Annotated in this window: 31 protein-coding genes and 2 pseudogenes; 8 read left to right on the plus strand and 25 right to left on the minus strand. The window is 41.7% G+C overall.

Annotation, left to right across the window (positions count from 1 at the left end):
• Positions 1-11: 11 nt before the first annotated feature.
• From NMG48_RS04670 to NMG48_RS04690, 5 genes and pseudogenes are all read right to left on the minus strand, one after another.
• Positions 12-272, minus strand: a pseudogene (locus NMG48_RS04670) (hypothetical protein); the annotation flags it as partial.
• 40 nt (positions 273-312) lie between these two features.
• Positions 313-1,523 (minus strand): annotated as a pseudogene (locus tag NMG48_RS04675) (IS256 family transposase).
• A 71-nt stretch (positions 1,524-1,594) separates the two neighbouring features.
• Entirely contained in the window at positions 1,595-2,224 is a 630-nt protein-coding gene (locus NMG48_RS04680) for a hypothetical protein (RefSeq protein ID WP_271254193.1), read from the minus strand.
• Complete coding sequence (locus tag NMG48_RS04685; RefSeq protein ID WP_271254194.1) at positions 2,221-2,439, minus strand: hypothetical protein; 219 nt, start codon at positions 2,437-2,439, stop codon at positions 2,221-2,223. Before NMG48_RS04685 ends, NMG48_RS04680 begins: the two co-directional genes overlap by 4 nt.
• Before the next feature lie 55 nt (positions 2,440-2,494).
• The gene (locus NMG48_RS04690) at positions 2,495-3,910 is read right to left on the minus strand and encodes a leucine-rich repeat protein (protein ID WP_271254195.1); all 1,416 of its coding nucleotides are present in this window, start codon (positions 3,908-3,910) and stop codon (positions 2,495-2,497) included.
• A 188-nt stretch (positions 3,911-4,098) separates the two neighbouring features.
• Between NMG48_RS04690 and NMG48_RS04695 the strand changes: the two genes are divergently transcribed.
• Together NMG48_RS04695 and NMG48_RS04700 are read left to right on the plus strand one after the other, a co-directional pair.
• Positions 4,099-4,296, plus strand: coding sequence for a hypothetical protein (locus NMG48_RS04695; protein ID WP_271254196.1), 198 nt, complete (start codon positions 4,099-4,101; stop codon positions 4,294-4,296).
• Positions 4,229-4,678 (plus strand): hypothetical protein, encoded by a 450-nt coding sequence (locus tag NMG48_RS04700; protein ID WP_271254197.1) that lies wholly within the window; start codon positions 4,229-4,231, stop codon positions 4,676-4,678. The genes NMG48_RS04695 and NMG48_RS04700 overlap by 68 nt, the downstream gene beginning before the upstream one ends.
• A gap of 74 nt (positions 4,679-4,752) precedes the next feature.
• Here NMG48_RS04700 and NMG48_RS04705 read toward each other — a convergent pair whose 3' ends face one another.
• The 11 genes from NMG48_RS04705 to NMG48_RS04755 form a co-directional block, all read right to left on the minus strand.
• Entirely contained in the window at positions 4,753-4,983 is a 231-nt protein-coding gene (locus tag NMG48_RS04705; RefSeq protein ID WP_271255239.1) for a DUF433 domain-containing protein, read from the minus strand.
• A 50-nt stretch (positions 4,984-5,033) separates the two neighbouring features.
• Positions 5,034-5,309 (minus strand): hypothetical protein, encoded by a 276-nt coding sequence (locus NMG48_RS04710; RefSeq protein WP_271254198.1) that lies wholly within the window; start codon positions 5,307-5,309, stop codon positions 5,034-5,036.
• A 107-nt stretch (positions 5,310-5,416) separates the two neighbouring features.
• A complete protein-coding gene (locus NMG48_RS04715) occupies positions 5,417-5,989 on the minus strand; it encodes a Uma2 family endonuclease (RefSeq protein ID WP_271254199.1) in 573 nt (190 codons plus the stop codon).
• Between the two features lie 96 nt (positions 5,990-6,085).
• On the minus strand, positions 6,086-6,937 hold the full coding sequence (locus tag NMG48_RS04720) for a 3'(2'),5'-bisphosphate nucleotidase CysQ family protein (RefSeq protein ID WP_271254200.1): 852 nt from the start codon (positions 6,935-6,937) through the stop codon (positions 6,086-6,088).
• A gap of 1 nt (position 6,938) precedes the next feature.
• A complete protein-coding gene (locus NMG48_RS04725) occupies positions 6,939-7,649 on the minus strand; it encodes a bifunctional sterol desaturase/short chain dehydrogenase (protein WP_271254201.1) in 711 nt (236 codons plus the stop codon).
• 107 nt (positions 7,650-7,756) lie between these two features.
• On the minus strand, positions 7,757-8,623 hold the full coding sequence (locus tag NMG48_RS04730) for a DUF4388 domain-containing protein (RefSeq protein ID WP_271254202.1): 867 nt from the start codon (positions 8,621-8,623) through the stop codon (positions 7,757-7,759).
• A 70-nt stretch (positions 8,624-8,693) separates the two neighbouring features.
• Complete coding sequence (locus NMG48_RS04735) at positions 8,694-9,227, minus strand: GTP-binding protein (protein ID WP_271255240.1); 534 nt, start codon at positions 9,225-9,227, stop codon at positions 8,694-8,696.
• 160 nt (positions 9,228-9,387) lie between these two features.
• Positions 9,388-9,759, minus strand: coding sequence for a roadblock/LC7 domain-containing protein (locus NMG48_RS04740; RefSeq protein ID WP_126388568.1), 372 nt, complete (start codon positions 9,757-9,759; stop codon positions 9,388-9,390).
• 70 nt (positions 9,760-9,829) lie between these two features.
• Entirely contained in the window at positions 9,830-10,387 is a 558-nt protein-coding gene (locus NMG48_RS04745) for a protoglobin domain-containing protein (protein ID WP_271254203.1), read from the minus strand.
• Positions 10,388-10,977: 590 nt separating this feature from the next.
• Positions 10,978-11,349 (minus strand): roadblock/LC7 domain-containing protein, encoded by a 372-nt coding sequence (locus NMG48_RS04750; protein ID WP_271254204.1) that lies wholly within the window; start codon positions 11,347-11,349, stop codon positions 10,978-10,980.
• A 149-nt stretch (positions 11,350-11,498) separates the two neighbouring features.
• On the minus strand, positions 11,499-11,957 hold the full coding sequence (locus NMG48_RS04755; RefSeq protein WP_271254205.1) for a hypothetical protein: 459 nt from the start codon (positions 11,955-11,957) through the stop codon (positions 11,499-11,501).
• 892 nt (positions 11,958-12,849) lie between these two features.
• Between NMG48_RS04755 and NMG48_RS04760 the strand changes: the two genes are divergently transcribed.
• A complete protein-coding gene (locus NMG48_RS04760) occupies positions 12,850-15,051 on the plus strand; it encodes an NACHT domain-containing protein (protein WP_271254206.1) in 2,202 nt (733 codons plus the stop codon).
• 29 nt (positions 15,052-15,080) lie between these two features.
• On the opposite strand, the gene NMG48_RS04765 is transcribed toward NMG48_RS04760, so the two are convergent.
• The 4 genes from NMG48_RS04765 to NMG48_RS04780 form a co-directional block, all read right to left on the minus strand.
• Positions 15,081-15,569: a PPC domain-containing protein gene (locus NMG48_RS04765; RefSeq protein ID WP_271254207.1), complete on the minus strand. Its 489-nt coding sequence runs from the start codon at positions 15,567-15,569 to the stop codon at positions 15,081-15,083.
• On the minus strand, positions 15,566-16,393 hold the full coding sequence (locus tag NMG48_RS04770) for a segregation/condensation protein A (RefSeq protein WP_271254208.1): 828 nt from the start codon (positions 16,391-16,393) through the stop codon (positions 15,566-15,568). Before NMG48_RS04770 ends, NMG48_RS04765 begins: the two co-directional genes overlap by 4 nt.
• A gap of 347 nt (positions 16,394-16,740) precedes the next feature.
• A complete protein-coding gene (locus NMG48_RS04775) occupies positions 16,741-17,091 on the minus strand; it encodes a LapA family protein (RefSeq protein WP_271254209.1) in 351 nt (116 codons plus the stop codon).
• A gap of 165 nt (positions 17,092-17,256) precedes the next feature.
• Complete coding sequence (locus tag NMG48_RS04780; RefSeq protein ID WP_174235311.1) at positions 17,257-17,559, minus strand: hypothetical protein; 303 nt, start codon at positions 17,557-17,559, stop codon at positions 17,257-17,259.
• A gap of 166 nt (positions 17,560-17,725) precedes the next feature.
• On the opposite strand from NMG48_RS04780, the gene NMG48_RS04785 reads away from it, so the two are divergent.
• Positions 17,726-18,583 carry a fructosamine kinase family protein gene (locus tag NMG48_RS04785; RefSeq protein WP_271254210.1) on the plus strand — a complete coding sequence of 286 codons (858 nt, stop codon included), beginning with the start codon at positions 17,726-17,728 and terminating at the stop codon, positions 18,581-18,583.
• A gap of 34 nt (positions 18,584-18,617) precedes the next feature.
• Here NMG48_RS04785 and NMG48_RS04790 read toward each other — a convergent pair whose 3' ends face one another.
• Positions 18,618-19,274 carry a DUF2834 domain-containing protein gene (locus NMG48_RS04790; RefSeq protein ID WP_271254211.1) on the minus strand — a complete coding sequence of 219 codons (657 nt, stop codon included), beginning with the start codon at positions 19,272-19,274 and terminating at the stop codon, positions 18,618-18,620.
• Positions 19,275-19,484: 210 nt separating this feature from the next.
• On the opposite strand from NMG48_RS04790, the gene NMG48_RS04795 reads away from it, so the two are divergent.
• Positions 19,485-19,607: a hypothetical protein gene (locus tag NMG48_RS04795; RefSeq protein WP_271254212.1), complete on the plus strand. Its 123-nt coding sequence runs from the start codon at positions 19,485-19,487 to the stop codon at positions 19,605-19,607.
• 14 nt (positions 19,608-19,621) lie between these two features.
• Here the strand turns inward: NMG48_RS04795 and NMG48_RS04800 are convergent, their stop codons facing one another.
• From NMG48_RS04800 to NMG48_RS04810, 3 genes are read right to left on the minus strand one after another with little or no spacing between them, the layout of a single operon-like run.
• On the minus strand, positions 19,622-22,384 hold the full coding sequence (locus NMG48_RS04800; protein WP_271254213.1) for a tetratricopeptide repeat protein: 2,763 nt from the start codon (positions 22,382-22,384) through the stop codon (positions 19,622-19,624).
• A gap of 3 nt (positions 22,385-22,387) precedes the next feature.
• Positions 22,388-22,738 (minus strand): HepT-like ribonuclease domain-containing protein, encoded by a 351-nt coding sequence (locus tag NMG48_RS04805; protein ID WP_271254214.1) that lies wholly within the window; start codon positions 22,736-22,738, stop codon positions 22,388-22,390.
• Positions 22,728-23,069, minus strand: a complete 342-nt coding sequence (locus NMG48_RS04810) for a nucleotidyltransferase family protein (RefSeq protein WP_271254215.1) — start codon at positions 23,067-23,069, stop codon at positions 22,728-22,730. Before NMG48_RS04810 ends, NMG48_RS04805 begins: the two co-directional genes overlap by 11 nt.
• A 187-nt stretch (positions 23,070-23,256) precedes the next feature.
• On the opposite strand from NMG48_RS04810, the gene NMG48_RS04815 reads away from it, so the two are divergent.
• Genes NMG48_RS04815 through NMG48_RS04825 form a run of 3 tightly spaced genes read left to right on the plus strand, consistent with a single transcriptional unit; the run spans position 23,257 to position 24,438 of the window.
• Positions 23,257-23,514 (plus strand): hypothetical protein, encoded by a 258-nt coding sequence (locus NMG48_RS04815; RefSeq protein ID WP_271254216.1) that lies wholly within the window; start codon positions 23,257-23,259, stop codon positions 23,512-23,514.
• Positions 23,495-23,665, plus strand: a complete 171-nt coding sequence (locus NMG48_RS04820) for a hypothetical protein (RefSeq protein WP_271254217.1) — start codon at positions 23,495-23,497, stop codon at positions 23,663-23,665. Before NMG48_RS04815 ends, NMG48_RS04820 begins: the two co-directional genes overlap by 20 nt.
• Positions 23,666-23,682: 17 nt before the next feature.
• The gene (locus tag NMG48_RS04825) at positions 23,683-24,438 is read left to right on the plus strand and encodes an SIMPL domain-containing protein (RefSeq protein WP_271254218.1); all 756 of its coding nucleotides are present in this window, start codon (positions 23,683-23,685) and stop codon (positions 24,436-24,438) included.
• Between the two features lie 104 nt (positions 24,439-24,542).
• Here the strand turns inward: NMG48_RS04825 and purB are convergent, their stop codons facing one another.
• Entirely contained in the window at positions 24,543-25,838 is a 1,296-nt protein-coding gene (gene purB, locus NMG48_RS04830) for an adenylosuccinate lyase (protein WP_126388594.1), read from the minus strand.
• Positions 25,839-25,937 lie beyond the last annotated feature (99 nt).

A 25,937-nucleotide genomic window follows, 5' to 3' on the forward strand; every position in this document is an offset into this window, starting at 1 on the left:
TTGGGAGCATCTCAATTAGGCGCTGAGTAAAAACACTTAGGAGAATAGAAGTAACCATTAAGATAAGCGCAGCGATGTTTCAAAACTTGAGCAACATTGGACTTATTCCACTGAGAGCCAGAAATCTTGAGGCGACGACCAATCTGCTTAATCGTCGATTCAACGCCGCCTGAACCAATGGTTAGCCCCTGTTTCTGTAGATAACCATACTCAGGCATACGATGGCGGTGATTACGTAAATAAGCCAGAAAATTAATAGCGCGTTTGAACTTACAACCGAGACTGTCAAGTAAAATGTGTAAAGTCTAGAAGCTAGACGTGGAGACGATCCTCGAAGAGGATGGCAAAGCGATTAAGAGCAGGTTTCCAATCACGAATCGGCATCGTCCACTTCTTCGAGATATTCCGCATTGCTAAATAAACGAGCTTGAAAGCAGCATCATCAGAGGGAAAAATCTGTTGGGATTTAATCACCTTCCGCAAACTACTGTTCATCGACTCAATCGCATTGGTGGTATAAATCGCCCTGCGAATCTCGGTCGGAAAGCAAAGAAGGGGATAATGTTTGCCCAATGACTGCGCCAAGACTTGGAGATTGATGGATATTGCTTGTCCCACTTTTCAGCAAAGAGTTCGAGATTAAACTCAGCCTCCGATTCCGTCGCCGCGCTATAAATAGCCTTGAGGTCAGCACAAACTTGCTTGCGTTGTTGCCAAGGTACAAAAGCGACCGAGTTTCTGACCATGTGGACAATGCATAACTGCACCTGAGTTTTAGGAAATACCGTCTCAATCGCATTAGGGAAACCAGTCAAGCCATCGACACAGGCAATCAAAATATCTTTGACCCCACGGTTGTGAATTTCGGTGAGTACTGACAACCAGAATTTCGCACCTTCATTCGGAGAAATCCACATACCCAGTAATTCCTTGTACCCGTCCATATTCACGCCCAAGGCAAAGTACAAGGATTTGTTAATCACTCTGCCATTGTCTCGGACTTTGATGACTAGACAGTCCAGAAAGACGATTGGATAGACTGCTTCAAGGGGACGGTTTTGCCATTGCTTCACCTCGTCAATTACTGCATCTGTAACATTGGAAATAAGTGTTGGTGATACTTCAACACCATCCATTTCTTGCAACTGGGCTTGAATATCCCTGACACTCATACCTCGTGCGTAGAGAGCAATGATCTTTTCATCTAGTCCTGACAAGCGACTTTGTCCTTTCTTCACCATCTGCGGTTCAAACTCCCCTTGCCGATCTCGGGGGACTGCGATTTCGGCTACGCCAAAGTCACCTTGCACTTTTTTCTGGCTATAACCGTTGCGACTGTTGGTTTGTCCTTCTGGTCTAGGTTCGTGCTTACCGTATCCCAGATGGGTTGATAGTTCTGCTTCCAAGGCTCTCTCCACCAACGCGGTTGTCAGTTGTTTCAGAATGCCTCCTTCTCCGAATAGGTCAGGTGGTGTTTTACATTCTTGCAGCAATTCGTCGAGCAATTCTTTGCGTATATTCATCAGTTTTAGTGTTGGTAATTGTGTGTCTAGATCATCTCTCTGTATATATCCCAGACTTTACACACTTCACTTTACACTCTCTTACAACCCGCAAATAGGACAACCGCCTGCTCAACATCACCTTGCCAGAGCCAATCTTCAGCCTTGGCTAGACGACGCAAAGAACCGCCAACATTGTAAAGATGTTCTTTCAGATGATACCAGTCGAGTATTTCAAACCTTTGCTCTGAAGGCGCTATGGCTGTAAATAAATTCCAGATCCCGTCATGCCCATCACCCAGACAGGAGAATATTTCTGCTAATGGTTGTTTCTGTACCCATTCAACCAAACCTTGATTATCGAGAAAATAAGCTGCGATTGTCCCTTGTGCATTTACGGCTTTGTAGTCTTTCCACTCACTAGACTTTCCTTTCTCGGTTCGTAATCTCACTTTACCGCCATCTAGACTGATTTCTTCCACCGTTTCCGTGATTGTTGCCTCTGGAAATTCCTGCTTTTGGACTAATCTCTGTTGACTGCTATGACTAATTTTGATTCCTGTTAATTCAGCAATGTTTACCTCTGTTCTTGCGTAGGACTCACTGGCACTTACCAATAGGCAGCATTTTTCTAGTTGCGGACTTAGTCTCGCTCTTGCTTTTACTTGCAATTTCTTGGCTTGCTTGCTCTTCAGCTTGAGTTCGCCGATGCAGCTTTTCACTTTTCTCTCTTTTCCTGCTTTTGTCCCACTGCTTTTTTCGACAAAAAAATTCCCACCTTGGGACTCACGTTTTCCAACATTTGCTCTCTCACTGCTATTTCTATCCCTTCTAGCGTTTTCAATTGCTCGGCATCTTTTGCTTCTGCATTGCGATACAAAATTTCCGCTATCTCTCTGGTGCAGGCTTCGAGTCTTTCTTTTTCTTCTGGTGTCATTTGCTTTGACTGGATAACTTTTTGCTATTTTATCCTTCTTGCCTTCTAAGTATTTCTACTCAGTGCCTAATTGAGATACTCCCTGCATGATTTCCTGTCCGCCAAAGTCCCAAACCCGCAGTTTCACTTGTTCATTGTTGGCTGTAATCTGCCAATCACGAATATTAATACCATCGGTTTTACGTTCGCCTGCATCAAATTGATTGTCGAGTAAGCGCTTGACCAGTGAGGTTTTGCCTACGGTTCCCTGTCCAACTAAAATCACTTTCGCTTCGTTTAATGGCTGTCTTGGTCGTTCCAACCAAAAATCAAATAGTGCTTTAGGGTTGTTCCTGTCATTGAGAATTTCTGGCGGAATTGGTAAAGGATTTCCCTCTAGATTAAGCGTAGTCAGATTTGCTAAGTTAGCGATCACGTCTGGTATCGCCGTGATTTTGTTGCTATCGAGATTAAGCGTAGTCAGATTTGCTAAGTTGGCGATCTCGTCTGGTATCTGCGTAATCAAATTACACGATAGGTTAAGGCTTTCCAAACTAGATATACTAAAAATAGAGTTTGGAATCTCTATGAATTTATTTCCTTGTCCACTGGAAACTCGTCCAAAAAGTAATCCAATATTCAGATATTTTAATTTACTTAATTGCGAAATACTCACTGGTAGAGTATGAAGTTGATTGCTTCCAATGTTAAGGTTTTGGAGATTGGCTAAGTTACCAATCCCTTCTGGTATCTGCCTTATTTGGTTGTTACCGAGATTAAGCGTAGTCAGATTTAGTAATTGGGCAATCGCATCTGGTATCTGCGTAATTTGGTTTTCCCAGAGGTAAAGCTCAGTGAGATTTGATAATTGAGCGATCACGTCTGGTATCGCCGTAATTTGGTTGTTATTGAGGGAAAGCGTAGTCAGATTTGATAATTGGGCGATCACGTCTGGTATCGCCGTAATTTGGTTGATAGAGAGGTTAAGCGTAGTCAGATTTGATAATTGGGCGATCGCGTCTGGTATTCTCCTAATTTGGTTGATAGAGAGGTTAAGCGTAGTCAGATTTGATAATTGGGCGATCGCGTCTGGTATTCTCCTAATTTGGTTGTTAGAGAGGTTAAGCGTAGTTAGATTTGATAATTGGGCGATTACATCTGGTATCGTCGAAATTTTGTTTAGAGAGAAATCAAGTATTCTTAGATTGATAAGTTTGGTTATCGAATCTGGAATAATGCTGATTTGATTTCTATGGATATAAATCTCTTGCAGATTTGTGAGTTGAGAGATCTCGTTTGGTAACGTAGTTAGAAGATTTCCGCTAGAACTACTTAGCTTCAAATCTAGTTTCCCCAAAACAAGTTTTTTGAGACTATGCAGTTTCCCAATTTCAGGAGGCAATATTTCTAAACCATTCCCCGACAAATCGAGTTCCGTCCAGCCCTCACGTTCTGCTTGTGCGATTATTGCCAATAACTCTGCATCTGTCATAAGTTCAAGGAAAAAGTAGAAAGGAAAAAGGAAAAAATTGGTCGGCTTGTAACTTTTTAACTACAGTCACTCAAATCTTGCGAGAGATTATACTGGTTATAAACAAACGTACAAGAAGGACTGGCAGAAAATACAGCAATATCATCATTAAGCTTAAAACAAATACTCACATCAACAAACCTAAGACTATGAAATTCAATCGAGCTACATTCAGCATCGTTAACTTACATGATGAAGATACAGAAGACAAAGCTTACTGGCTCTCAAAGAGTCCTAGAGATCGCCTAGTTGCCCTAGAATATTTACGTCAAGTAATGTATGGCTATGATCCAAATACCACCAGACTTCAAAGAGTTTTTGAGATTGCTAAATTCCCATCAAGTTGAATACTTATTAATTGGAGGATACGCCGTTGGCTACTACGGCTTTGTCAGGGCAACAGGAGATATGGATATTTGGATAAATATTAATACGGCTAATGCCACTAACGTTGTGGCAGCCCTAAAAGAATTTGGCTTTGCTGTTCCCGAATTATCACCTAAACTTTTCTTGCAAAAAGATCGAATTATCCGAATGGGAATTCCACCATTACGATTAGAAATCCTCACAACCATTTCAGGGGTTGACTTTACAGAATGCTTCGAGAATAAATTAACAGTACAAATAGAAGATCTTGAAGTAAATTTAATCAACCTGCAAGACTTGAAAGTAAATAAACGGGCAAGTGGAAGACTCAAAGATTTGTTGGATTTAGAAAACCTTCCTTAAAAATATTGACTCAATTCCAGATGCAGCAAAATAATTTATCCAATCAGGCAACAAATTCATATCTATCAAAATCTTCATGCCGACACCAAAGCGACCTCAACCTCCTCAGATCGCCAAGCCGCATAGGACAACGCCGCCATAATATCCTCTTTCTCTAAATAGGGATAAGCATTTAAAATTTCTTCAACCGAATGTCCAACTGCCAATAGTCCAACCAATGTACCCACAGTCACCCGCATTCCACGAATGCAAGGCTTACCTCCCATTACATCAGAATCAAAAGTTATTCGCGCTAAATGTCTCATAGGTCTTGCTGGCTCCGAAAGCGTATTAGTATCAAGCAAATATTGAAAACTCATAGGATGATTTCTCTACCCACGCTGCGATCGCGCAAATCCGCAAAATCCTCATTAGTAAACCCCACTCCCTCATTTTGGATAGTCAATCTAAATTTTTGCAATCCTTTCCAGAAATCAGATTTTGGCTGACCTTCTTTGAGATTCTCAGCTTCTTGGTTAACTTGGCGATCGCCTAACTCAAACGCCAAAAATTCAACAAAGCGGAGTACTTGTTGCTGCTGATCTGTTGGTAATGTCTGCATTTTACTCAGAACTTTTTCTAATACCGTCATTCTCTGAATCCTCCTGCATAGTTAATCTACAGACATTTTACAAGCTTTTTTAAATGGGCGATCAGCTATATTCTCATGCCAACAAGCGACCTCAATCTCCTCAAAACTCATTGATATCTTTCCTGAAAAGCTAACATCGCATCTAACTGAGACTCCATTAGCAAACAATGTTCCAAATGAGCAATATCCAAATCAGGCAACCACTCACTCGCTGCAAGCAGAACATACTCTTCATCCTGCAAGCGATAGATACTAATCTTGCCATCCTGCCAAAACCAAACTTCAGGCACACCTTTTAATTGGTATTTTCTAAGCTTTTTGACACTACCACTAGTAACAACTATTTCAATACATAAATCAGAAATCTCTTTTTCTGTGCCAAAGTTATAGGACAAATCAGCTTGAAATTCAGCCTTTCCTGTTAACTCCTGAGTATATGCACCTGTAGCAACAAAGGCTATACGCTTTAAAACAAAATATTGCCCAAGTAGCAATGTTAGTAATACACAAATCTTTTCATGTAATCTTCCAAGCCCCACAATTTCCAGTACTCCCTCGCAATAAATTAATCGCACACCACCAATTTCTGCAAACGCAGATTGTAGAGCCTTGAACTGCTCCCATGTCACAGCCTGCTTGATGAGATATTGGTCAGCAGATTTCGTTAAAGTTTGATTCATGGCTTCACCTTGGCAATCAGGTATTTACTAGTATAGCAATGCCAATTTCGCGATCAAATCAAAATATAAGCAAGGCAGCGCATTGCGCCGCCTTGCTTATATTTGGGCTTGAAGTTCTTGATAAATTGCTGCCAGATATTCATCAATAAATTTTGACCAGCCAATCACAATTAGTTGATTGTGAGTTAATTTCTCAGGATGAATATCATCATAGCCAAATCCAATTTCTCGACCTGAGAGATCACAACACACTAGCCCTGCGGCTTTAGCGATCGCTAAAGGTCCCACCGTATCCCAGAGCTTCACCCGACGATTGAGATAGATATAGGCACTGGCGCGACCTTGAACCACTTCCATTACCTTCAAGCCAAAACTACCGAGGGTATAAAACTCCACATTCGGAACCGCCGCACGAATGGCATCACCATAGGCGAGATCATCTTTTTTACTGACGATCACACGATCGCTACTTGCACCAATCGGCGGCACAGCATAGAGAACTTCAGGAACATTCCCATTTGTGACAGTGAATACTCCATTGATCGCCGTACCGCCAAAATACAAGAGATCGCTCTTTGGTGCATAGATCCAACCCAGCGTAGGCTGAAATGCTTCTAAGATCCCAACCATCACCGAATAGAACTCACGCCCATGAATGAAGTCATCCGTGCCATCAATGGGATCGATAAACCAGTACTTTTGATTTAGTTCCGCATATTGCTTCCATAGTTCCTGCGATCGCGAATTTTCTTCGCTAATTACCACATCATCAGGAAACCATGCTTGAAACCTTTGACTGAGGAGATGATCGAGTTCGCGATCAACATTAGTTACATAATCATCAAAGCCCTTCTCATCGACCTGAAAACCAGACTCTCTCAGATGAATTGCTTTTTGTCCAATCTCCCGAATAAATTTACAGATTTCTGTTTGTAATGCGAGATTCATATTATTGCTTACGGTGAGAGAATAGTCGGAAATAAAGCGATCGCCAAAATTCTTTGACAGGATAGGCGATGAAAGTAATGGGATTAATCGTGACGATAATATCGCGCAAACCGAGTTCGGCTAAAAAGGCGATCGCCCAAGCCACAAAACTTGCCGACATCACTCCATAGGGATTGAGATCGCTTTTAAACGGGCCCAAAATCAATTTGCGAATTGTGCAAGAGTCATCAAGGCGACGAAGGGTAACTAAATCACCAATGGCGCGTTTGGAAAGCTCATACAAGGGACTCAGGGCAGGATTAACTTCTGCTTCAGAGGTATTGACCCAAATTTCTTTCTGATTGACAGTTTCCGCATCAGATATTGTTTCGAGGAATAGATCAATCCAGCGAAAAACCGAAAAAGTATTGACTTCGTAGGATTTGTAAATGGATGCTGAATCTCTGGCTCCCAATACATTTACACCATGATTGAGAATGAGAATATCCACCTTTTGTAAGCGATCTCGTAGTTCTGCCTCATGACCTAATTGCCATGGGAGCACCTCAATGGTAGGGCGATCGCTAACCTCAAAGCTGGCACTAGGTGAAGTTGTTAGGGCAATGATTTGTGCCTCCCGTTTGCTCAGTTCAGCTACTAAAGCCCTGCCCATAGTGCCTGACGCACCTGTAATTGCAATACGTTTGCCTTTAAATGACAATACCTTACCCAAAACCTTCTCTACAAGTGTAAACCCACTAAGTACCTCAGCATAATTAAAACTCTGAAACCTTTGGTACAAGCGTATTATAAGCAGCAGGGTTTAAAGCCATAGGGTAACTAAGCCTTATGTTGTAAAAATCCTACGAGGCTTTGTAAAAATGAATTACTGATCTCAGTTCTTACTGGAGGATTGGACAATTGCCCACTGATATCTCCATCCAACCCTTTGAGATCATCACTGTTATCAGCGATGCCCATATCAATATCAGGTACTTCTTCCACTAAACCAACGACAATCAACCGAAATGAAATTTGCTGAATTTTTGGCAAAGGAAGTTGCAATCGCTCTGCCATCTTTTTGAGATTCATGGAGCCATCTGCTAGTTTCCATACCTGCGTTTCACTGGCATCTAAACGTAAATGGGGTTCATCATAAATAATTTTGAATAATGTTGAGCTAGTGTCAGGCAATTTACTTTGCAAAATTTGCCAATCCCTGAGACTACGTAACCCCATTAATGTCGTTTCCGTAGCAGGTAGACTAAGTCCTGTCATCTCTGCCTTAGGTAAATCAACTTTCGCGTCAAAGCGAAACTGACCTGTCTCTACTTGAAACAACGAGCAGACCTGTCTTAAAACCTGCACGCTAAATAGTAACTTGAGTTGATCGGGATATAGTATTCCTAAAGATTTTAGATTTAGTCCTAAGGGGACATTTGCTTGGATGAGGCGTTCTACCTCCGCACGATTTGTATCTGTAATCCAGCCTCTCTCTTCTATTAACCTTGCTAAACCACGATTATCTAAGCGATCGCCCGCAGCTACCACCCGTCCGTTATGTAACCAAATATGTCGCAATAAGGATTTTCCTGTTTGCAGAGCTTTCAGATCTCTAATTGTCAATATTCCAGTTTTTTGACCCTGATCTAAAAACTGAAATATCTCTGGGAGAGAAAATTCGGATAAAGAGCCTGTAATTGCCATAACGATGAACCAGTGAATGCTCGAATCTATATCTGAAAATTAGGAAAGGAAAAACTTTTAGATGGTGATCTTATCTCATAGAAATATAATATTGCACCAGTGCGATGATTGCCTGAATGACCGTGTCTCGATCTTCCGCATTCAAAACAACCACAGGGGGTTGACTTTTGGTATCAACAAAACCTAGTGCCAGTTTGATATTCTCACTTGACCATGCCCCCTCGCAGTCCATGTGCGTAATACCAATAATATAAGGAATTTGGACTCGTCGATTTAAATAGCTCAGAATTCGCCTTGCATAGCGAAATTCATGGGGGCGATGCGCTGCCACTAACAAAATAAAGGCATGGGCTTTACGAATGAGTATATCCCACATAAAGTCAAAGCGCTGCTGACCAGGAGTTCCATAAATATGTAGAGCCATATCTGGACCAAAAGTTAAACGACCAAAGTCCATCGCTACAGTGGTCTTATGTTTTATTTCTGCTGTTTCATCTGTTGCTCGGCGATCGGTATCGACGACATCAATTTCACTTACAGTCCGAATAAAAGTTGATTTCCCCGCACCAACCGTACCAGCTACAACCAAACGCATGATTTCCATAAATCTCTTTTGTCCCTTCCCTGCATCGTCAACAGTGCTTTGCACTGACAGAAATTTAAAGATTTTTGCTAAGATTTGCGTTAAACAAGGGTTTTAGCAAAAATCTTATAACTTTTAAAAATTATTTCCCTACAGATGAAATAACTTTTTTACATAATCGCTACGACAGGGCGGCTTTGAGTTCTCCCGTAACTCGCTTGATTTCCAGCATCAGTAATCCTTGTTTAGCTGCCTTACTAGCTAGTACTAGTAAAACCGCTTCTTCTCCACAACTTGTCAAGATCCCATAACCTTTATCTCCTTCAACATAAAGCCGATCAATCAAGCCTCTGGCTAACTCATTACCAATCCTTTCCCCCAAAGATAACATGGCGGCTGACATCGCTGATACCCTTTCTTCATCCATTCCACTGGGCAATGTCGATGCTAAAGGTAGACCATCAGGTGATACGAGGGCAGCCCCCTGTACATCACTTGTACTCGTTACTAGATTTTGCAAAATGCTTTCTAGTTTTGCAACATTGATCCCCATCTTTTTCTCCTTGCTTTGATTCTGTTATGTAGTTGGATTTACTAGATTTAGATGTCGAGATATGCGATCGCTATTTCATACTTGCCGCACCTGTAGAAATCAGGCGTTTAAACAGTCCTTCAGTCCATCCTGTTTCCTGCAAGACTGCTTGAGAAGTGACTTCAACATAGGCTTGCTCAATAAAAGCAAGATCGATCATGCAAATTCTTCCCAATGCTTCTCTTACTTCGTCAGAGATCCCAGCCGTTTTGAGCTGTTGACCTACTTCATTAACAACCGTTGCCATTGCTGGGACAACATGTTGTGGTCCAATCCCAATCTGCACATGGACTAGTCCAATCCGCCAACGACGAGCAGCATAGACACTTCCCCAGTCATCCATACCTGTAAACATTTCCCCAAACCACTCAATGAATGTTTCATTTAAGCGGTGCATCCGACCTTCTTTAGCAGTCAGAATTGCATTCATTTCTTGATCGCGAGCTAAATAGGCATAAAAGACCTCTGCCATTTTTGCAGCGATCGAGCTTCCCCATGCTGCATTTGCCTTTAGCAAGGCCTTATCTGCGGCAGAGAAAGAGACCCGCCTTTCCATCGTTGCCATAAAAGCTTGAGAATCGAGAGCCATAGATACTCCTAGTTATTGTGTGATCAGGGTAGTTATTTATAGCCTTCCTATTTCCCCATAATTATAGTTTCTAAATTTAGAAGCTATAGGGTTACCACAAGCACTATAAAGTTGAGAATTTGAGAAGACTATTAACTTGCTAATGTCTTAAATATATTCAAAGTGAATATTGACTCCGAACATATATTTGATTATAGATGTATCTATGAGATAGAAATCAAATTCTTAAAGAAAATAGTTAATACTAAACAATCACTCAAATAAGATTTTTTAAATATTTCTAGGAAAAATTTCAACAATAAAAAATGCCCAAAACCTGTTTGAACTTATATTCTTTTACCAAGAAAAATATAAATTTAAACAGGATTCAACAATAAAAATATAATTACTTTTTACTGATTTATGAGATTTAATCAGATTTTACTGCGATCGCTCTCATATTTTCTAAGTAGCTGGGCGCAATTAAATATAAAGCTCTAAAAGCTGTGGCACACGCTGCGCGTGCGCCACAGCTTTTGGTTCTAGTTAGTTTTTAATTATGCCTAGCTACTTATAGGGGTTTAGATTCGCGCCTTTAGTGCAAATCTAAACTATGAAAGAGCGGCTTTGAGTTCACCTGTAACACGCTTGATTTCTAGCATCAGTAATCCTTGTTTAGCGGCTTTGCTGGCAAGTACCAGTAAAACTGCCTCTTCTCCACAACTGGTTAAAATGCCATAACCTTTATCACCCTCAACATACAAGCGATCGATCACGCCTCTAGCTAGTTCATTACCGATACGTTCGCCGAGGGAGAGCATTGCCGCAGACATTGCCGAGACTCGCTCTTCATCCATGCCACTTGGTAAAGTCGATGCTAGGGGTAGCCCATCGGGCGATACCAGTGCAGCCCCCTGTACATCACTGGTACTTGTTACTAGATTTTGCAGAATGCTTTCTAGTTTTGCAACATTAATACCCATTGTTTTTCTCCTTTTCTTTAATTTATTGTTTGAGTTGATTTTTGGGTAACTAGAGTAGGAATCATGAACTAGATAACTTATTTTGAATCAAGCAACTTTTGGATAGTTCTGAGTACTATTTCCTAATAAGTTCAATCGAATAGATTTGACTAACCAATTACTTCAAATTCAATGACATCATGGGAACTCCCCCGCAGAACTGACTCTGTTTGTTTCCCGCGCAGACGTTTTCCGACAACTTGCTCGAGTACACCTTGAATTGCACCTAAAGTGAAAGTTAGTTTACGAGGCGAACCTTCAGGCTCACCTGCTGAACAAATTGTTTCTCGACAATGAACTCTGATTACTTCATTAGTTTCTTCAATCTGGTCTACAATGCAAAGTCTTGTGCCATCTTTACCCAAGGTTTTCTGGAGTAAGGGAATCAGATCTTCGTGAGAAGTCCCACTTCCTTTGATCCCAAGCTGCTCTGCAATTTGTCTGCCACGTGCGCGACCAGCAGAAATTAGTGCGATCGCGGCTGCTTTTTCCCCTAAAGCCTCCTCAGTGCCAGTGACTACAGCCTTGAAACACACAATGCTGCTAAATTCGCCAAGTTCATTACGCATAAATATCTCCAAAACTAAAAATCGACTTTTGCGATCAAGACAATCATTAACATAAGCAAAGTACTATCTCAAAGTACCTGCCAACTTAACCTATTAAATTGCTCTTCCCCAGAGACTTAGGCAATGTTAAGTCTAAGAACTTAATTATGTAGATTAGTGATGATGATTAATGGATAATTCAGATGTTGTCTTGGATCATATCTAGATAATTATAGATGTTTGTGTTGATATTAAAAATAGAAACACAAATTCTTAATAATCAATAAAGGAATTTGGGCTACTTCATCTTTAATAATCTTTGCAATGTTTTTATATTGAGATCATTACAAAATACTTATAGCATTCCTAAATATTTTGTAGTTTTTGGGTTTACACATAAGAGTAAACCTACAACAGCCCTCTTAAATACAGACTATTTATTGTGGCACAAGCATTTGTTTGGGTTTCGTCAAGTAAGTAGCTAGGTGCAATTAAATATAAAACCAAAAAAACTGTAGCGCACGCTGCACAGGCGCGACAGGTTTTTACTCTGGTTTTTAATTATGCCCAGCTACTTAGCAGGTCTCTTAAGATAGCCTTAACCTTAAGCTAAGTTACTGTAGGTCTAATATTTTAGAATATAACTCTGCCAAAAGAATCTATTAACTTTTGTAACATTTATTATAGGGTTTATTCAATTTTTTACCATGAGTTTCTTCTGCTAACGGCAATAAAATTTTAAACGTTAATATAAAATATCTAGCTTAAGAATTAGAGATTAATAGCTCTTATTTCCTTTTTCTTTCAAATCCTTAATTTATTATAAGCATTATGGTGGTTGCGATACAATATCAATATCAGCAGATATCACTGGAAATAGAAATAAGCATATTTCACTGAATTTATGGTAGCAATGAGTATAAAGCAAGAACAAAACATTCGTGAAGTTGTTAGTAGATTTGAGAAGGCGTTATCAGGATTTGTTGAGAGTGAGCAAGGTAGGGAATGTGATGTCAGTGAAACTTATTTTAATCATGCTGTGGCAAAGGCTGCAAGGCGCTATACCAAGAACTATTTAGAGATCCATTCTTTTGCACAGTTATTCGGGAGTCAAAAACTACCAGATCTTTCTTCCATTTATATTCTTCAGAAGTTTCAACCTCATACTTCTATTCGGAATTTTAATTCAGTTAATGAACTTGAAGAGGCATTTACTCGCGATCTTCAGAGGAGTAATCATAGCAAAGGTAGCAATCTAATCGGACTGAACATTGCTAATGAAGAAGAATATCTCACAATTCTGGGACATCCTGCTGTAGGGAAAACGACTTTTCTAAAGTACATTGGACTAGAGGCTCTACACTATCCAGATAGTCGCTATCGGCATGAAGTGCTACCTGTATTTTTAAAGATGTGGAAGTTCTGCCGTAATACAGATACATTATTGCAGGCGATCGCTGAGGAATTTAATAAAGCTGGCTTCCCCTTTTCACAGCAATTAGCATTATGGATGCTCGAACAGGGTAAGTTACTGATTTTAGTTGATGGTTTGAATGAGGCGGTATTATCTCAAACCCATCTATCGCAGCATGTGCAAGATTTCGTAAAGACATATCCCAAAAATCGTTACATAGTCTCTAGTCGTTTAGCTTCCTATCAAAATAGTTTGGGACAGTTTTTAGAAGTCGTATTACAACCTTGGGGAGATTTGCATGTTCAGGAATATATCCATAAATGGTTTGCGATCGCCTATGAGTCAGAGGTTATCGATGAGTCGATGAGTTCTATCTCAAATGCAACCTCGTCATCTCCTAAATCCAAACAGGATCTAGCTTCGGAGGAAGCTCAAAGGTGTTGGAAAATTTTGCAATTACACCCTATTGCTAAAGAATTAGCAAAGTCCCCTTTATGTTTATCTCTGTTATGTCTGCTTAGCGATCGCCGTTATAGTTTTCCTAGTAATATTAGTGGACTTTATCAAAAAGCAATTCATTTACTATTTGAAGAACAGATTGTAAAAAATCAATTACAAAACAATGAAGGAGAGCAAAGCCTCAGTACTGACATATTGGATCTGATCTTAACGGAAATTGCCTATAAGGGATTTGAGCTTAGGCAAAATCTCTTCTCTTTAGAAGAGATAACAGAGCATATCCAAACGATCTTAAGTAGTTGTACGGTTGATTTGCAGAAATTAGAAGTTGAATTTGTCCTTAAGGTGTTGCAGCAGATGGGAATCTGTAGACTTACGAATTTAAATACATCTGTGAGCTTGGTATTTAGTCATATTACTTTTCAAGAATATTTTGTTGCCCGATATATATACAACCACGGTAAAGTCAGACAACTTGTTCCTAATCATTTAAGCGATCGCCGTTGGCAAGAGGTTTTTCTATTGCTTGCGGGAATGATGGTGGGTAATACGGAAGAACTCTTATTATGTATTGAGTCACAGGCTTTTGACTATATCAATACCAATAGACTACGCGATATCTTAGATTGGCTAGAACAAATAACAATCAATTCAACAGGTAATTTAAAAAATGTTGCGAAGCGCATTGCTTCACTCTTTTTGGCACGTCCTCGTTTTTTATCAGAACTTGCAACTGCTTTGGTATTAACCAGAATGTTGGGAATTGCTCGTGATTTATATGAAACTTTTGATCTATCGATCAACTTTAGCAAAATATTTGAATCTGACCTATCAATGAGCCTTGCCCATGCCCTTGATTTTGATAGTGAAACAGAGCTTAATCTAACACTCCAACTCTGTAGCAATATTGAACAATCCCTTGCTCCCATTAATTTTGATTCAAGATATATCAATTTTATGGCGGTCAATACTAGATTAGAATCTTTACATACTCAAGTGCCAAGTTATGATCAAGCCTTTGAAGTACGAGAAGAATTTCGACAGAAAATAAGTCGGATATGGCTAAAAACACTATATTTACCATCGGATTTAAATCAAATTTCGCATCAGGAAGTAGAGTCTCTAGAAAATTATCTCTATGCCAACCTCTTGATGGTGAAGTGTAAAAAAACGGCGATCGCCGTTTCTCTCAAAACTTGGGAAGAGATTGAATCGCGCATGTTGAGAATTATCAGGGATTAACAGAAAGGGGGGATTTGCCCCCCTTTCTGTTAATTCACAACGCGGAGTTTAGTTACCTTGAGGGTGAATTTACCACCACTGCTACCACCAAAGGAAGAAACGCGGATGGTATAACTTCCTGATTGACGCACTTTAAAAAATATTAACGAGTTTGTGGCATCACTTGCAGCATCATCATTTTCGGCAATGATATCGCCCTTGACATCTAGCAAACTTAAAACCGTATCAAAGCTGCCTGAACTTACGGTGATTTCTAAGCGTTCATCTTTTTGGGCTTCGAGGATATAGTCACGGGCAAATCCTTTCTGACCTGTGGGAATATCTTTATCTGTGAGAGTATCATTAACATCAACACCACTGGATATTGGGGTTGGTTTATAGACGGATGGGTTACGCACTTGGGCTAAGGCAGCAGGTGCAACAATGGCTAGACTGATAGCGATCGCACCTATGCTAGACAAGATTGCTGTAACTAGATATTGGGGGGAATGATCGGAGTATGGGCGTAGATGTTTCACGAAACTTCTTTTAATTCAGAAAAAGTCAATTGTAATTGAGTAGATTCTACTGTGGAATTAGCTGCACTATTTGTAAAGGGGATTTCTTTGAGTGGTGGAACCTTAATCGTCGGCACTATTTGGATCTTGCCATAAAATTCTGTTTGGAATAACTCCACCTTGGACTGGGATGACATCAGCAATAGTCCCCAAAACACACCAACACGATCATTAAATACTTCCGCTAGATCAGTTATCTCGATCTCTTCATCGGGATGGAGTATAAAATAACGCTCGATTTCCTCGACCATCTCTGACAAATTCTCTTTGTGGGCAAGTTGGGCGATCGCTTTCATGGCTGCCCGTCTTGCCATTTTGCCTTGGACTGGACGTTTAGCAGGTTTGCTGGTTTTGCGATCCACAATTTCAGCGATCGCTTCTATCTGCGTGATCAACTCCTCTAGGGTAATACGTCGAGCCTTGGGGGGTAATGCCACAGGAAGACGACGCAACCGCTTATCAAAATCCGTAGGCAATCGTAATGAACCTACTAACTCATTAGACTCTAGTTCTTCGAGATCTTCGCTGTTGTCGTCATCTTGTTCGTAGGCAGCTTGGATATCTGATAGTGAGTTAGCTTTGAGCAGTACTAGCATCGCAGCGTAGAGCATCGCTTGCCCTGAGTCATATAAATCACGGCGATCGCTCACAATCAATCGAGACAAAAAGCGATCGACGACATCAATTACCTGCACATCCCAAGGATCGATCTCACCTCGTTCTGCAAGGTCAATCAATAGGGCAATGGCATCTTTGGTAACTGATTCGGCGATGGATAGAGTCATGGAGCTTACGAGAAGCGGATGTTTAAAAATATCACCGATTGCAGGGTAATTCCAACAAATTTTAGTCCATAAACAACAAGGGGCTGAAGCCCCTTGTCTATATATCATAAAAATTTAAGAATACCAGCATATAGCAATCCTAAATCATTTGTAGATTTTGGGGTTTGTGGAAGCGCACCCCTTTGGGATGCGCTTCCACAAACCATTTAGGATTGCTATATCTATAGGATGTTTTCGTGAAGTGTAACCCATCAAATAACTAGCAAGCATGGATTAGGCGATCGCCAAAACATCCTACGATCTATGGATTTGTGTTCTGATCGTGACAACACAGATGATCATAAATTTTAGTTTTTGGGCTTGTCGTCGTCATCGATCTCGACATCGATCGCTGAGGCAGAGACCAAGCGTTTGCGCTCTTCAATCTCAACAGTTAAATTTTCAACAGTTTCTTTTAAATTCTGGATTTGCATATTTTGGTTACGCATCTCAATGGATTTTTGCAAGCCAGACCAAACGCTAAAAATCCAAGCTAAGACTGCACCTAAGCCCATTGCTAAAATTAGCTCTACGGAAATCGGTGCTGCGACTTTAATTTGGGGAATGATTTGGATAGGAGCCGCAGCAGTATTTTCTAAGGCAAACAATACTAAAGCAAGAGCAACGACAAAAATAACAACAAAATTAAGCTGGCGCACAGTGATTAAACCTTGTTTTTTAAAAAATTTCTTAGCTAATGGTTTATCAAACAATGATCACAATGTCTATAGAGCAGTTTTCAAATGAGCATAGACCCATTTGAAAACCCCAAATCACCCTCAGTAAAGGCTTTCGGTTTTTATGAATAGGAAGCCTACTAGAATTTAAGCCTTTACCGCAGTTTTGCGTACACCTGATATTTTGGAATTGTTGCGCTTAATTTCTTCTTCGGTGAGAGGCACAATATCTATGTGATTAAATAATGTGGTGACGAAGGTAAAGAGCAAAAATGGTAGAGATGTCACTACAATTAAGCCAACTGCTCCAAAGGAATAAACGGGTTTACTCATCAGGGAGAGTGCTGCCGCAAGGGAGGCAAAAATCACGCCTAGCCAAACAATTACCTGACCCAGAATGTCACTGAGAGTAAGGGTACAAACAAAGCGATACTTACCAATGTCGTTCATCATATTGCACCAATTTAAGGTAGTTTTTAAAAATTAATTGTTGATTCAATTATTTAAGTCATTGTGTTAGTTCACAGTATACGAACCGTCTTTAAATTTTGGGGTTACGTTTTATTGAGAACATAGGCTAAACCTCTACTCAATTTTGGATTTCGGATTAAAAACTATGTGGGATGAAATTGCGATCGCCATTTCGCAGGCAACGGGTGCAAAATTTACGAGCGATCACCGTCAAGCGCAGTCGGGTGGCTGCATTAACCAGACCACTAAAATATCCGATGGGAAGCGTGATTTTTTTGTAAAAACGAATACCGCCAATCAGTTAGATATGTTTGTGGCGGAGGCGATCGCACTCCAGCAAATGTATGCAACCAAAACAATGCGCGTACCCCAGCCGATCTGCTGGGGGATCGCTGGTGAGGCGGCTTATTTGGTGATGGAAAATCTGGATTTTGGGGGAGGTCAAGATTGGGAAGCGATGGGTCGGCATTTGGCGGCGATGCATCGGGTAACGAGCGATCGCGGGTTTGGTTGGGATCGTGACAATACGATTGGTGCAACTCCCCAGATTAACAATTGGACAAATAGTTGGCTTGATTTTTGGCGTGAATATCGGCTCGCTTTTCAAATTCGTTTAGCTAAGCGCAAAGGTTGGCGTTGCAGTATTCCCGAAGAGAAAATCTATGCAGCTTTACCTAAATTTTTTCGCGATTATCAACCACAACCCTCAATGGTGCATGGAGATCTTTGGGGTGGCAATGCTGCCTTTGTCAAGGGTGAGCCTGTGATTTTCGATCCTGCGCTATATTTTGGCGATCGCGAAGTAGATCTAGCAATGACAGAGTTATTTGGCGGCTTTCCATCGCAGTTTTATCGCGCCTACAATGCAGCTTATCCCCTTGATGTTGGCTACAAAGAGCGCAAAACTCTCTACAATCTCTATCACATTCTCAATCACTTCAATCTCTTTGGTGGCGGCTACGGCTCCCAAGCTAATCGGATGATTGAAAGTATTTGCCAATAAGAAAGAGCGCAAAGCGCTCTTTCTTATTGATATTTTAAGCGGTAGCTTCTTGTTCGCTTTCGATTAAAGGCGATCGCAAGCAGAGGTAAATCAATGCGCCGACTAAGGGAACTAGGGCAATAAATGTAAAAAAGCGATCGTCTGTCATGCCGCGTCTTTCCATGTCATCACTAAGTAACCAAGGAAATAGCAGAGACAACATACAGAAATCTAAACTCGTCATATGGATAAATCGGCTAGTTTGCCATTGCTGGATAAAATCAGCCCAGTCACCATTGGCGAATCCATAGACCAAGAAGTAAATGGCGATCGCGCTAAGTCCAATCCCTGTCCAGCGTGACTCTAAGGCGGAAATCAGTCGGTTCTTTTTGCCGATAAAGGTGGGGTTTGGTTCCCGCAGAGCAAAGTAGGGAAGTAGGGCAAAGGCTCCAACCAAAAATGAGAGGCTGGCAAATAGCCAAGCGGGTACTTTTTGTCCACGTCCGTCGCTGGCTAGCATACAGGCATAAATGAAGGGAAATACGCCCATGAGGTTAAACAGGGCAACAATCAAGGCATTTGTGCCTTGCCAGTCTCCCGTACTCAATTTGAGAATTAGTTGCAAGGTATCGGGGCGATCAGGCGGCGCAAAGATGAAGGCATAGACCGAAAATAAAATCCAAATCAACCAAAATCCAAGTTTATTAGGCATAAATCAAATAGTTGCTTACTAGTCCTATTAAAACCTAGAAATAGTTTTGGTGAGAAGTAGCGATCGCTTTGGTCAGTTTTTAGCGCAACTGTGATTCTCTAACCATGCCTCTATGATTTTGCCTTGGAGTTGAACTAGAGGCTTTGGTATAATTTCATATAAGTTGATCCTATGCCCTAGACAGCTATGAAATCGCTACGGTCAGAACCTTTGACAGCTATCAAACATAATGGTATTGCGGCAAGTTTAGTAGGTATTGCCAAGACTGATGAGCCTTCAACTACGGACGAAGAAATTAAAGCTATTTTAGCAACAAGGTTGTTGCAGAAGTAATTCCATATTTCAGATTAAAGTTGCCATTCCTTTTCGATGCGCTCTATTTCTTTGACTGCGCCAAGTTGTTGATAGATGGTTTTGGCTTTGTCGTAATATTTCTGAGCAAAAGTGAGATCTTCGCGCTTTTGCCAAACTTGGGCTAATCGAAAGTTACATTCAGCCATATATTGCAAATTGCCTAACTCAGTAAAACGCTGTAACGCATCATTTAAAAGTGTTTCTGCTAAATCAAGATTTTCTCTACCTAATTCAACTTCACCAAGCGAACCGATAGACCTTGCCATGCCCTCGCGATCGCCTAATTCAGTTCTTAATTGCAAAGATTGCCTGTAGAGAGATTCCGCCGCATCCCAGTTGCCACGATTGCGCTCGATGTCTCCCAATAATCCCCAAGAACTTGCCATACCCGCGCGATCGCCTAATTCTTCTTCAAATTCTAAACATTGCCTGTAGAGAGATTCCGCCGCATCCCAGTTGCCACGATTGTGCTCGATGTCTCCCAATGCTCCCCAAGAAGTTGCCATACCCACGCGATCGCCTAATTCAGTACTTAATTGCAAAGATTGCCTGAAGAGAGATTCCGCCGCATCCCAGTTGCCACGATTGCGCTCGATGCCTCCCAATGCTCCCCAAGAAGTTGCCATACCCGCGCGATCGCCTAATTCTTCTTCAACTTCTAAACATTGCCTGAAGAGAGATTCCGCCGCATCCCAGTTGCCACGATTGTGCTCGATGTCTCCCAATGCTCCCCAAGAAGTTGCCATACCCACGCGATCGCCTAATTCAGTACTTAATTGCAAAGATTGCCTGAAGAGAGATTCCGCCGCATCCCAGTTGCCACGATTGCGCTCGATGCCTCCCAATGCTCCCCAAGAAGTTGCCATACCCGCGCGATCGCCTAATTCTTCTTCAACTTCTAAACATTGCCTGAAGAGAGATTCCGCCGCATCCCAGTTGCCTCGGTTGCGCTCGATTCCTCCTAAATTTCCAGTTAATCCTGCGATTAAACTCTGATCGTCTAGCTCTTTGGCAATAGATAAACCATCTTGATAATATTTTTCTGCTTCATGCCAATTACCCCAAGCTCTATGTCTAGAGCCAATGCGCTGCAAAATATAAGGCTGGCTAGACTTTTTTAGATATGGTAAAACCTGTTCGTAAAGTTCCAATAAGAGCGACCAATAACCCCAAAACTCCAAGTAATCTTCTATTTGGTAAATTAAACTTTTAGCCTCATCATAATTCCCTATCTGAAATGCAAAATACTGGGCTTCTAAAACAGGGCGCAAGTCTTCAAGGGTTTTCGGATTATCTAGGTTTTTGCCAGTGCAGTAGAACTTATACACGCTCCCCATCAGTTCAGGAATCTTGTCCGCATATTCCCGTTGCAAAAACTGCACGATTACAGGATGGAGATCGTAAAAATCTCGATAGCGCGTTTCATCATAACGGCTCTGTACCAAACTCGCCGCTACCAACTGCCCGATCAGTAATTCCGTTTCTTCAAGTTCCTCAAAAGTCAATTTCACAGGTTCCTCAGTTATCACTGCCATCTCAAAGCGTTCATCATTTTCCCAATCATCGGTATACAAACGCAAAAAGGTTAATCCATGCACATCAATCCCCACCCGCAACACACACATCCGCACCAATAGATCCTTTGCCGCTTCACTGAGTCGTCCCAGTTGCGCCCGTAGGATTGGTTCTGCCTTTTTCGTCACCAGTTGCGGATTTTGCCGCAAATATCCCCGCCTTCCTTGGCTAGCCCCAACCAAGAGCTTTAGCAACAACACATGACCATCCACCTGCTCCGCAACCCATGCCAGATCCGTCTCACTATCTGGCAACTTCAAATCCTTCAAGATTTGGACGCTATTTGACTGAGATACCCCCGTTATTCTCTCCACCCGCACTAAAAGCGGATCGATTTCCCCATCACTGCGTCGCTCTGCCAAGTCATAGGGCATCTCCCGACTAGTTAGCAAAACATGGGAATTATGTCGCCCATAAACCAACGCATTCAACAAATCGCCCACTGGTTCTAATCGCGACTTTCTGGGCTGACTTACCGCATTACCAGAGCCATTGTCTTCACAAGCTGGCTGTAAAATCTCCTCTAAATTATCCAACACCAACAAACAACGCTCTTTCTCCAAGCATTGCAATATCCCATAAATCTTATTCTCAACTTTGGGGAAATTGGCTTGTAAATCCCCCAATATCAAATTCGCCAAATCATCAAAACTCGTCCCTTCCCGCACCCGAAAATAAAACACCTGCTGATACTGTGGCTTAATCTTCTCCATCAGTTTGATCGCCAAACTCGTCTTCCCAATCCCCCCCTGCCCCAATAACACCAACACCCGCAAAGCAGACTCTTTCAAAAGCTCTTGCAACTGAGTGAGCAACTCCTCCCGCCCATGCCACACTGGAATCGAAGGTAAAGGTTCATTAGCCCGAACTTGATCTTTCTTTTGATGTGAACTTAGTGATGAAAACTCATCATTTAGCCAATCTCTTAAAATTTGCCACTTACCTTTTCTCTTATCTTGTAAATCAGGGCAAACTTTCTCAAAACACTTATAAACCAAGGTTTGCTGTGCTTCCTTGGTCTTATCACCTTTAAAAGGATTATCTGCAACTCCATGATGTTCGGGGAATGACTCAATAAAAGTTTTTCGCACAGTTGCTTCGGTAGGTGCGTTAGAATTTAAATCTTTAAGATTTCTAATATTCTCATCAGCAAGCTGCGTTAAAAACTCCCGCCACTCCATAGTTCACCCTATTTCAATTTTGGCAATAAGTTCACGAATTTGCTCAATCAACGGTGGCAAATCTTCTTGGATCGTTGCCCAGATAATTTTCAAATTAACACGAAAATACTCATGGACTGTAAAATTTCGCAAAGACCGCATATCTTCCCAAGGCACATCAGGGTATACATCCAAAATATCAGGCAAAAGACTTCGCGCTGCCTCTCCAATCACCGCTAAATCATACAAAACAGCCTTGACCGTCTTTGCATCACCAGCAAAATCAGAAAAATTCATACCTCTCGTAAACTGTAAAATTTCTTCTGCTTGACTGAGAATATCTTGTAATCTCTGTTCTAAAGTCCTAGAAGACACGTTTTGATTCTCCCATCACAATATCCCGCAAATAAGGCTGCAAAGAATCAGGTGTCCCCAAGTCGATCGCACAGCCTAAAACCCTTTCCAAATAACGCTGTAACCGTGCAAATGTAAACAAACCTACAGGCTTCTCAAATTCCACCAACAAATCTACATCACTTTTAACATTTGCCTCATTTCTACCCACCGAGCCAAACAAAAACAAAGCTGAAACATGAAACTGCGCGATCGCCTCACGGTGTTCTTGCAACAATGCGATCGCCTCTTCACAAGACAACACCGTACTATTTGCATTTACGATTTCAAGATCCCGATCTGCTAGTTTCATTTTGCAAAATTATTTTTGTATTGAGCGTGAGCAAAACATTAATTTCAATGATAAGGGCAATCTAGGAAATAATAGGACAACTTTGGGAATATTAGGAAATACTAAGTACAAAGCTAGAAAATCGCTGGGTACAACCCTTTGAGGAAAAACTGTTGAATTAACTCATTGATTTCAATGTGTTTCTCAAATGTTTAAATTTTCTACAAAAGCAGTTTGCAACTTCACCAAGCGCCTCGCTTGCAAAGTTGCCGTCAACTCTGCGATCGCCATTGTAACTACTGCCTCTGCTCATGGCACTCTCCCAAATTGGGAAGAATTATCAGACATAGTCTGCAAAAGTACATTCGTGGCAGCACAGCAAGAAGTTCTCAAACACTTGCACCCCAAAAAGCAAAATGCAAAACCTGCGCTTTCTAAAAGCAAAAATGAAAAGGTTGAGCGCTAGCCAGATCCTTACGGATTCACCTGTGATTGGTGCGATTGCATATCCCAAGTTGAATAAGAATCATGATAATTATCCAACTTGGGATTTAGCCCAATATTGCGATTTATTGCATCTCGTAACCAATCCCGACGCTTTGCGTCAGCTAACTTAGTGATTCCTCACAAAGCCATGCTGCCAGAATCTAACGCCCCAACCCCCAAAGCATTTCCCCAACTATTTAGCGGAATGCTTGCCCTCGCGATCGCCCTAGTCGGTAGCGCCTATCTCGCCAGTAATGCCCTGCGATCGCTAAGATCCAATGACAACCTTACTGTAATTGGTTCCTCAACCCGTCCGATTCGTTCTGATTTTGTGATTTGGCGAAGTTCCGTTTCTAGTCAGCAAGCCACATTGCCCCTCGCATACCAAGAACTGAAGCGCCATTCCGAAAAAGTACAAGCCTACTTCAAGAGCAAAAATATTCCCAATGAGGCGATCACCCTAAGTGCGATCGATACTCAACCAATTCCCGAAACAAATAGTAACGGCGTGCAAACAGGTCGAACCATTGCCTATCGCTTAGTTCAACGGTTTGAAATTCGTTCCAAAGATGTTGATGCAATTACGGCGATCGCGCGATCGAGTACGGAATTGATTAATGATGGTCTGCCCTTCATTTCCGAACCTGCGGAATATCTCTATACGGAACTCGGCAAATTGCGCGTAGATATGATTTCTGAAGCGACCAAAGATGCAAAGGCTAGAGGTGAAGCGATCGTCAATGTCTCAGGCAGTCGCCTCGGCACGATCCGCAAAGCCGAAACCGATGTCTTCCAAATTACCGCCCGATATTCCACCGAAGTTAGCAACAGTGGTGCATATAACACCACCACCATCGACAAAGATATCCGCGCCGTAGTCGCGATTACCTTTGCAGTCGAATAAAAAAGCGGCGCTTTGCGCCGCCTTTTTAGCTTCAAGTTATCGAAAAGAAAGTTGTCAAAAAGCTAAAAGCTAATGGCTAAAAGCTAATGGCTAAAAGCCCAAAACTAAATTCCTAATCTTTGATAAATCTGGTCGAGATTCTTCAAATGCTTATTGGGATCGAAGCAAGCGGCTAACTCTTCTTCAGAGAAAGTTTTCTTCACGGTTTCATCTTCGCTGATTAACTTACGGAAATCACCATCAGTTTTATTCCATGCAAGGTGGGCAGCTTTCTGGACGATCGCATAGCTATCTTCACGGCTCAAGCCCTTAGTGACTAGTCCGAGAAGTACCTGCTGACTGAAGACCACACCACCGTAACAATAGAGATTGCGCTCCATGTTGTGGGTATGCACTAACAGATTTTTGGTTAAATCCGTGATTTCCCTAAGCATGAAGTGAGTTAGGATGCAGCTATCAGGTAGTAACACCCGTTCCGCCGCACTGTGGGAAATATCGCGTTCATGCCATAGGGCAACATTTTCCAGAGCCGTCGTCGCATAACCACGCAATAAACGCGCCATACCTGTTAAGCGTTCCGAACGGATTGGATTGCGCTTGTGAGGCATTGCTGAGGAGCCTTTTTGTCCTTTGGTGAAATGTTCTTCCACTTCAAGGACATCGGTACGTTGCAAGTTGCGAATCTCCACGGCAAAGCGCTCGATCGATGCGCCGATCAGGGCTAGTACTTGCGAAAACTCGGCATGACGATCGCGAGAAATTACCTGCGTCGATGCACAGTCGGGCTGGAGTCCCAATTTTTGACAGGCGATCGCCTCGATGCGTGGGTCAACATTGGCATAAGTACCAACTGCGCCCGAAATTTTACCGACAGCAATAGTCTTATTTAAGTTCAAGAGGCGATCGCGATGGCGCAACATTTCCGCTAACCAGCCAGCGAGCTTAAATCCAAAGGTAATTGGCTCGGCATGGATACCATGCGTCCGACCCGACATAATCGTGTAGCGATGTTGTTGGGCTTGGTAGCGAATCGCTTGGATGGCTTCTTCTAACTGGGCTTGGATGATTTCTAAACTATCGACTAATTGCACTGCTAGAGCTGTATCTAGCACATCGGAACTAGTCAAACCGAGGTGGATGTATCGCCCTGCATCACCTACATATTCATTTACGTTGGTCAAAAACGCGATCATGTCGTGCTTGACCGTTAACTCAATTTCATTGACGCGATCGGCATCAAAGTTTGCTTTCGCCTTAATTTCTTCGACAGCATCGGCAGGAATATATCCTAGTTCTGCCTGAGCCTCGCAAACGGCGATCTCAACTTGCAACCAAGTTTGGTATTTATGGCGATCCGTCCATAACCGACCCATTTCGGGTAACGTATAGCGTTCTATCAAAACTTACGCTCTTGAAATAATCACAATTTTTAATTATAGCAAGTTTTTCTAGCTATAGCTAAACCGAAAAAATAGAAAGGCGGCGCTTCGCGCCGTCTT

The sequence above is a fragment of the Pseudanabaena sp. Chao 1811 genome (genome assembly GCF_027942295.1).
Classification (GTDB): domain Bacteria; phylum Cyanobacteriota; class Cyanobacteriia; order Pseudanabaenales; family Pseudanabaenaceae; genus Pseudanabaena.

Coding starts and splice junctions, on each gene's coding strand:
- NMG48_RS04685 (WP_271254194.1), bottom strand. CDS start 2,439: ATGACACCAGAAGAAAAAGAAAGACTCGAAGCCTGCACCAGAGAGATA.
- NMG48_RS04690 (WP_271254195.1), bottom strand. CDS start 3,910: ATGACAGATGCAGAGTTATTGGCAATAATCGCACAAGCAGAACGTGAG.
- NMG48_RS04695 (WP_271254196.1), top strand. CDS start 4,099: ATGAAATTCAATCGAGCTACATTCAGCATCGTTAACTTACATGATGAA.
- NMG48_RS04700 (WP_271254197.1), top strand. CDS start 4,229: ATGGCTATGATCCAAATACCACCAGACTTCAAAGAGTTTTTGAGATTG.
- NMG48_RS04705 (WP_271255239.1), bottom strand. CDS start 4,983: ATGAGACATTTAGCGCGAATAACTTTTGATTCTGATGTAATGGGAGGT.
- NMG48_RS04710 (WP_271254198.1), bottom strand. CDS start 5,309: ATGACGGTATTAGAAAAAGTTCTGAGTAAAATGCAGACATTACCAACA.
- NMG48_RS04715 (WP_271254199.1), bottom strand. CDS start 5,989: ATGAATCAAACTTTAACGAAATCTGCTGACCAATATCTCATCAAGCAG.
- NMG48_RS04720 (WP_271254200.1), bottom strand. CDS start 6,937: ATGAATCTCGCATTACAAACAGAAATCTGTAAATTTATTCGGGAGATT.
- NMG48_RS04730 (WP_271254202.1), bottom strand. CDS start 8,623: ATGGCAATTACAGGCTCTTTATCCGAATTTTCTCTCCCAGAGATATTT.
- NMG48_RS04735 (WP_271255240.1), bottom strand. CDS start 9,227: ATGGAAATCATGCGTTTGGTTGTAGCTGGTACGGTTGGTGCGGGGAAA.
- NMG48_RS04740 (WP_126388568.1), bottom strand. CDS start 9,759: ATGGGGATCAATGTTGCAAAACTAGAAAGCATTTTGCAAAATCTAGTA.
- NMG48_RS04745 (WP_271254203.1), bottom strand. CDS start 10,387: ATGGCTCTCGATTCTCAAGCTTTTATGGCAACGATGGAAAGGCGGGTC.
- NMG48_RS04750 (WP_271254204.1), bottom strand. CDS start 11,349: ATGGGTATTAATGTTGCAAAACTAGAAAGCATTCTGCAAAATCTAGTA.
- NMG48_RS04755 (WP_271254205.1), bottom strand. CDS start 11,957: ATGCGTAATGAACTTGGCGAATTTAGCAGCATTGTGTGTTTCAAGGCT.
- NMG48_RS04760 (WP_271254206.1), top strand. CDS start 12,850: ATGAGTATAAAGCAAGAACAAAACATTCGTGAAGTTGTTAGTAGATTT.
- NMG48_RS04770 (WP_271254208.1), bottom strand. CDS start 16,393: ATGACTCTATCCATCGCCGAATCAGTTACCAAAGATGCCATTGCCCTA.
- NMG48_RS04780 (WP_174235311.1), bottom strand. CDS start 17,559: ATGAACGACATTGGTAAGTATCGCTTTGTTTGTACCCTTACTCTCAGT.
- NMG48_RS04785 (WP_271254210.1), top strand. CDS start 17,726: ATGTGGGATGAAATTGCGATCGCCATTTCGCAGGCAACGGGTGCAAAA.
- NMG48_RS04790 (WP_271254211.1), bottom strand. CDS start 19,274: ATGCCTAATAAACTTGGATTTTGGTTGATTTGGATTTTATTTTCGGTC.
- NMG48_RS04800 (WP_271254213.1), bottom strand. CDS start 22,384: ATGGAGTGGCGGGAGTTTTTAACGCAGCTTGCTGATGAGAATATTAGA.
- NMG48_RS04810 (WP_271254215.1), bottom strand. CDS start 23,069: ATGAAACTAGCAGATCGGGATCTTGAAATCGTAAATGCAAATAGTACG.
- NMG48_RS04815 (WP_271254216.1), top strand. CDS start 23,257: ATGTTTAAATTTTCTACAAAAGCAGTTTGCAACTTCACCAAGCGCCTC.
- NMG48_RS04820 (WP_271254217.1), top strand. CDS start 23,495: ATGAAAAGGTTGAGCGCTAGCCAGATCCTTACGGATTCACCTGTGATT.
- NMG48_RS04825 (WP_271254218.1), top strand. CDS start 23,683: ATGCTGCCAGAATCTAACGCCCCAACCCCCAAAGCATTTCCCCAACTA.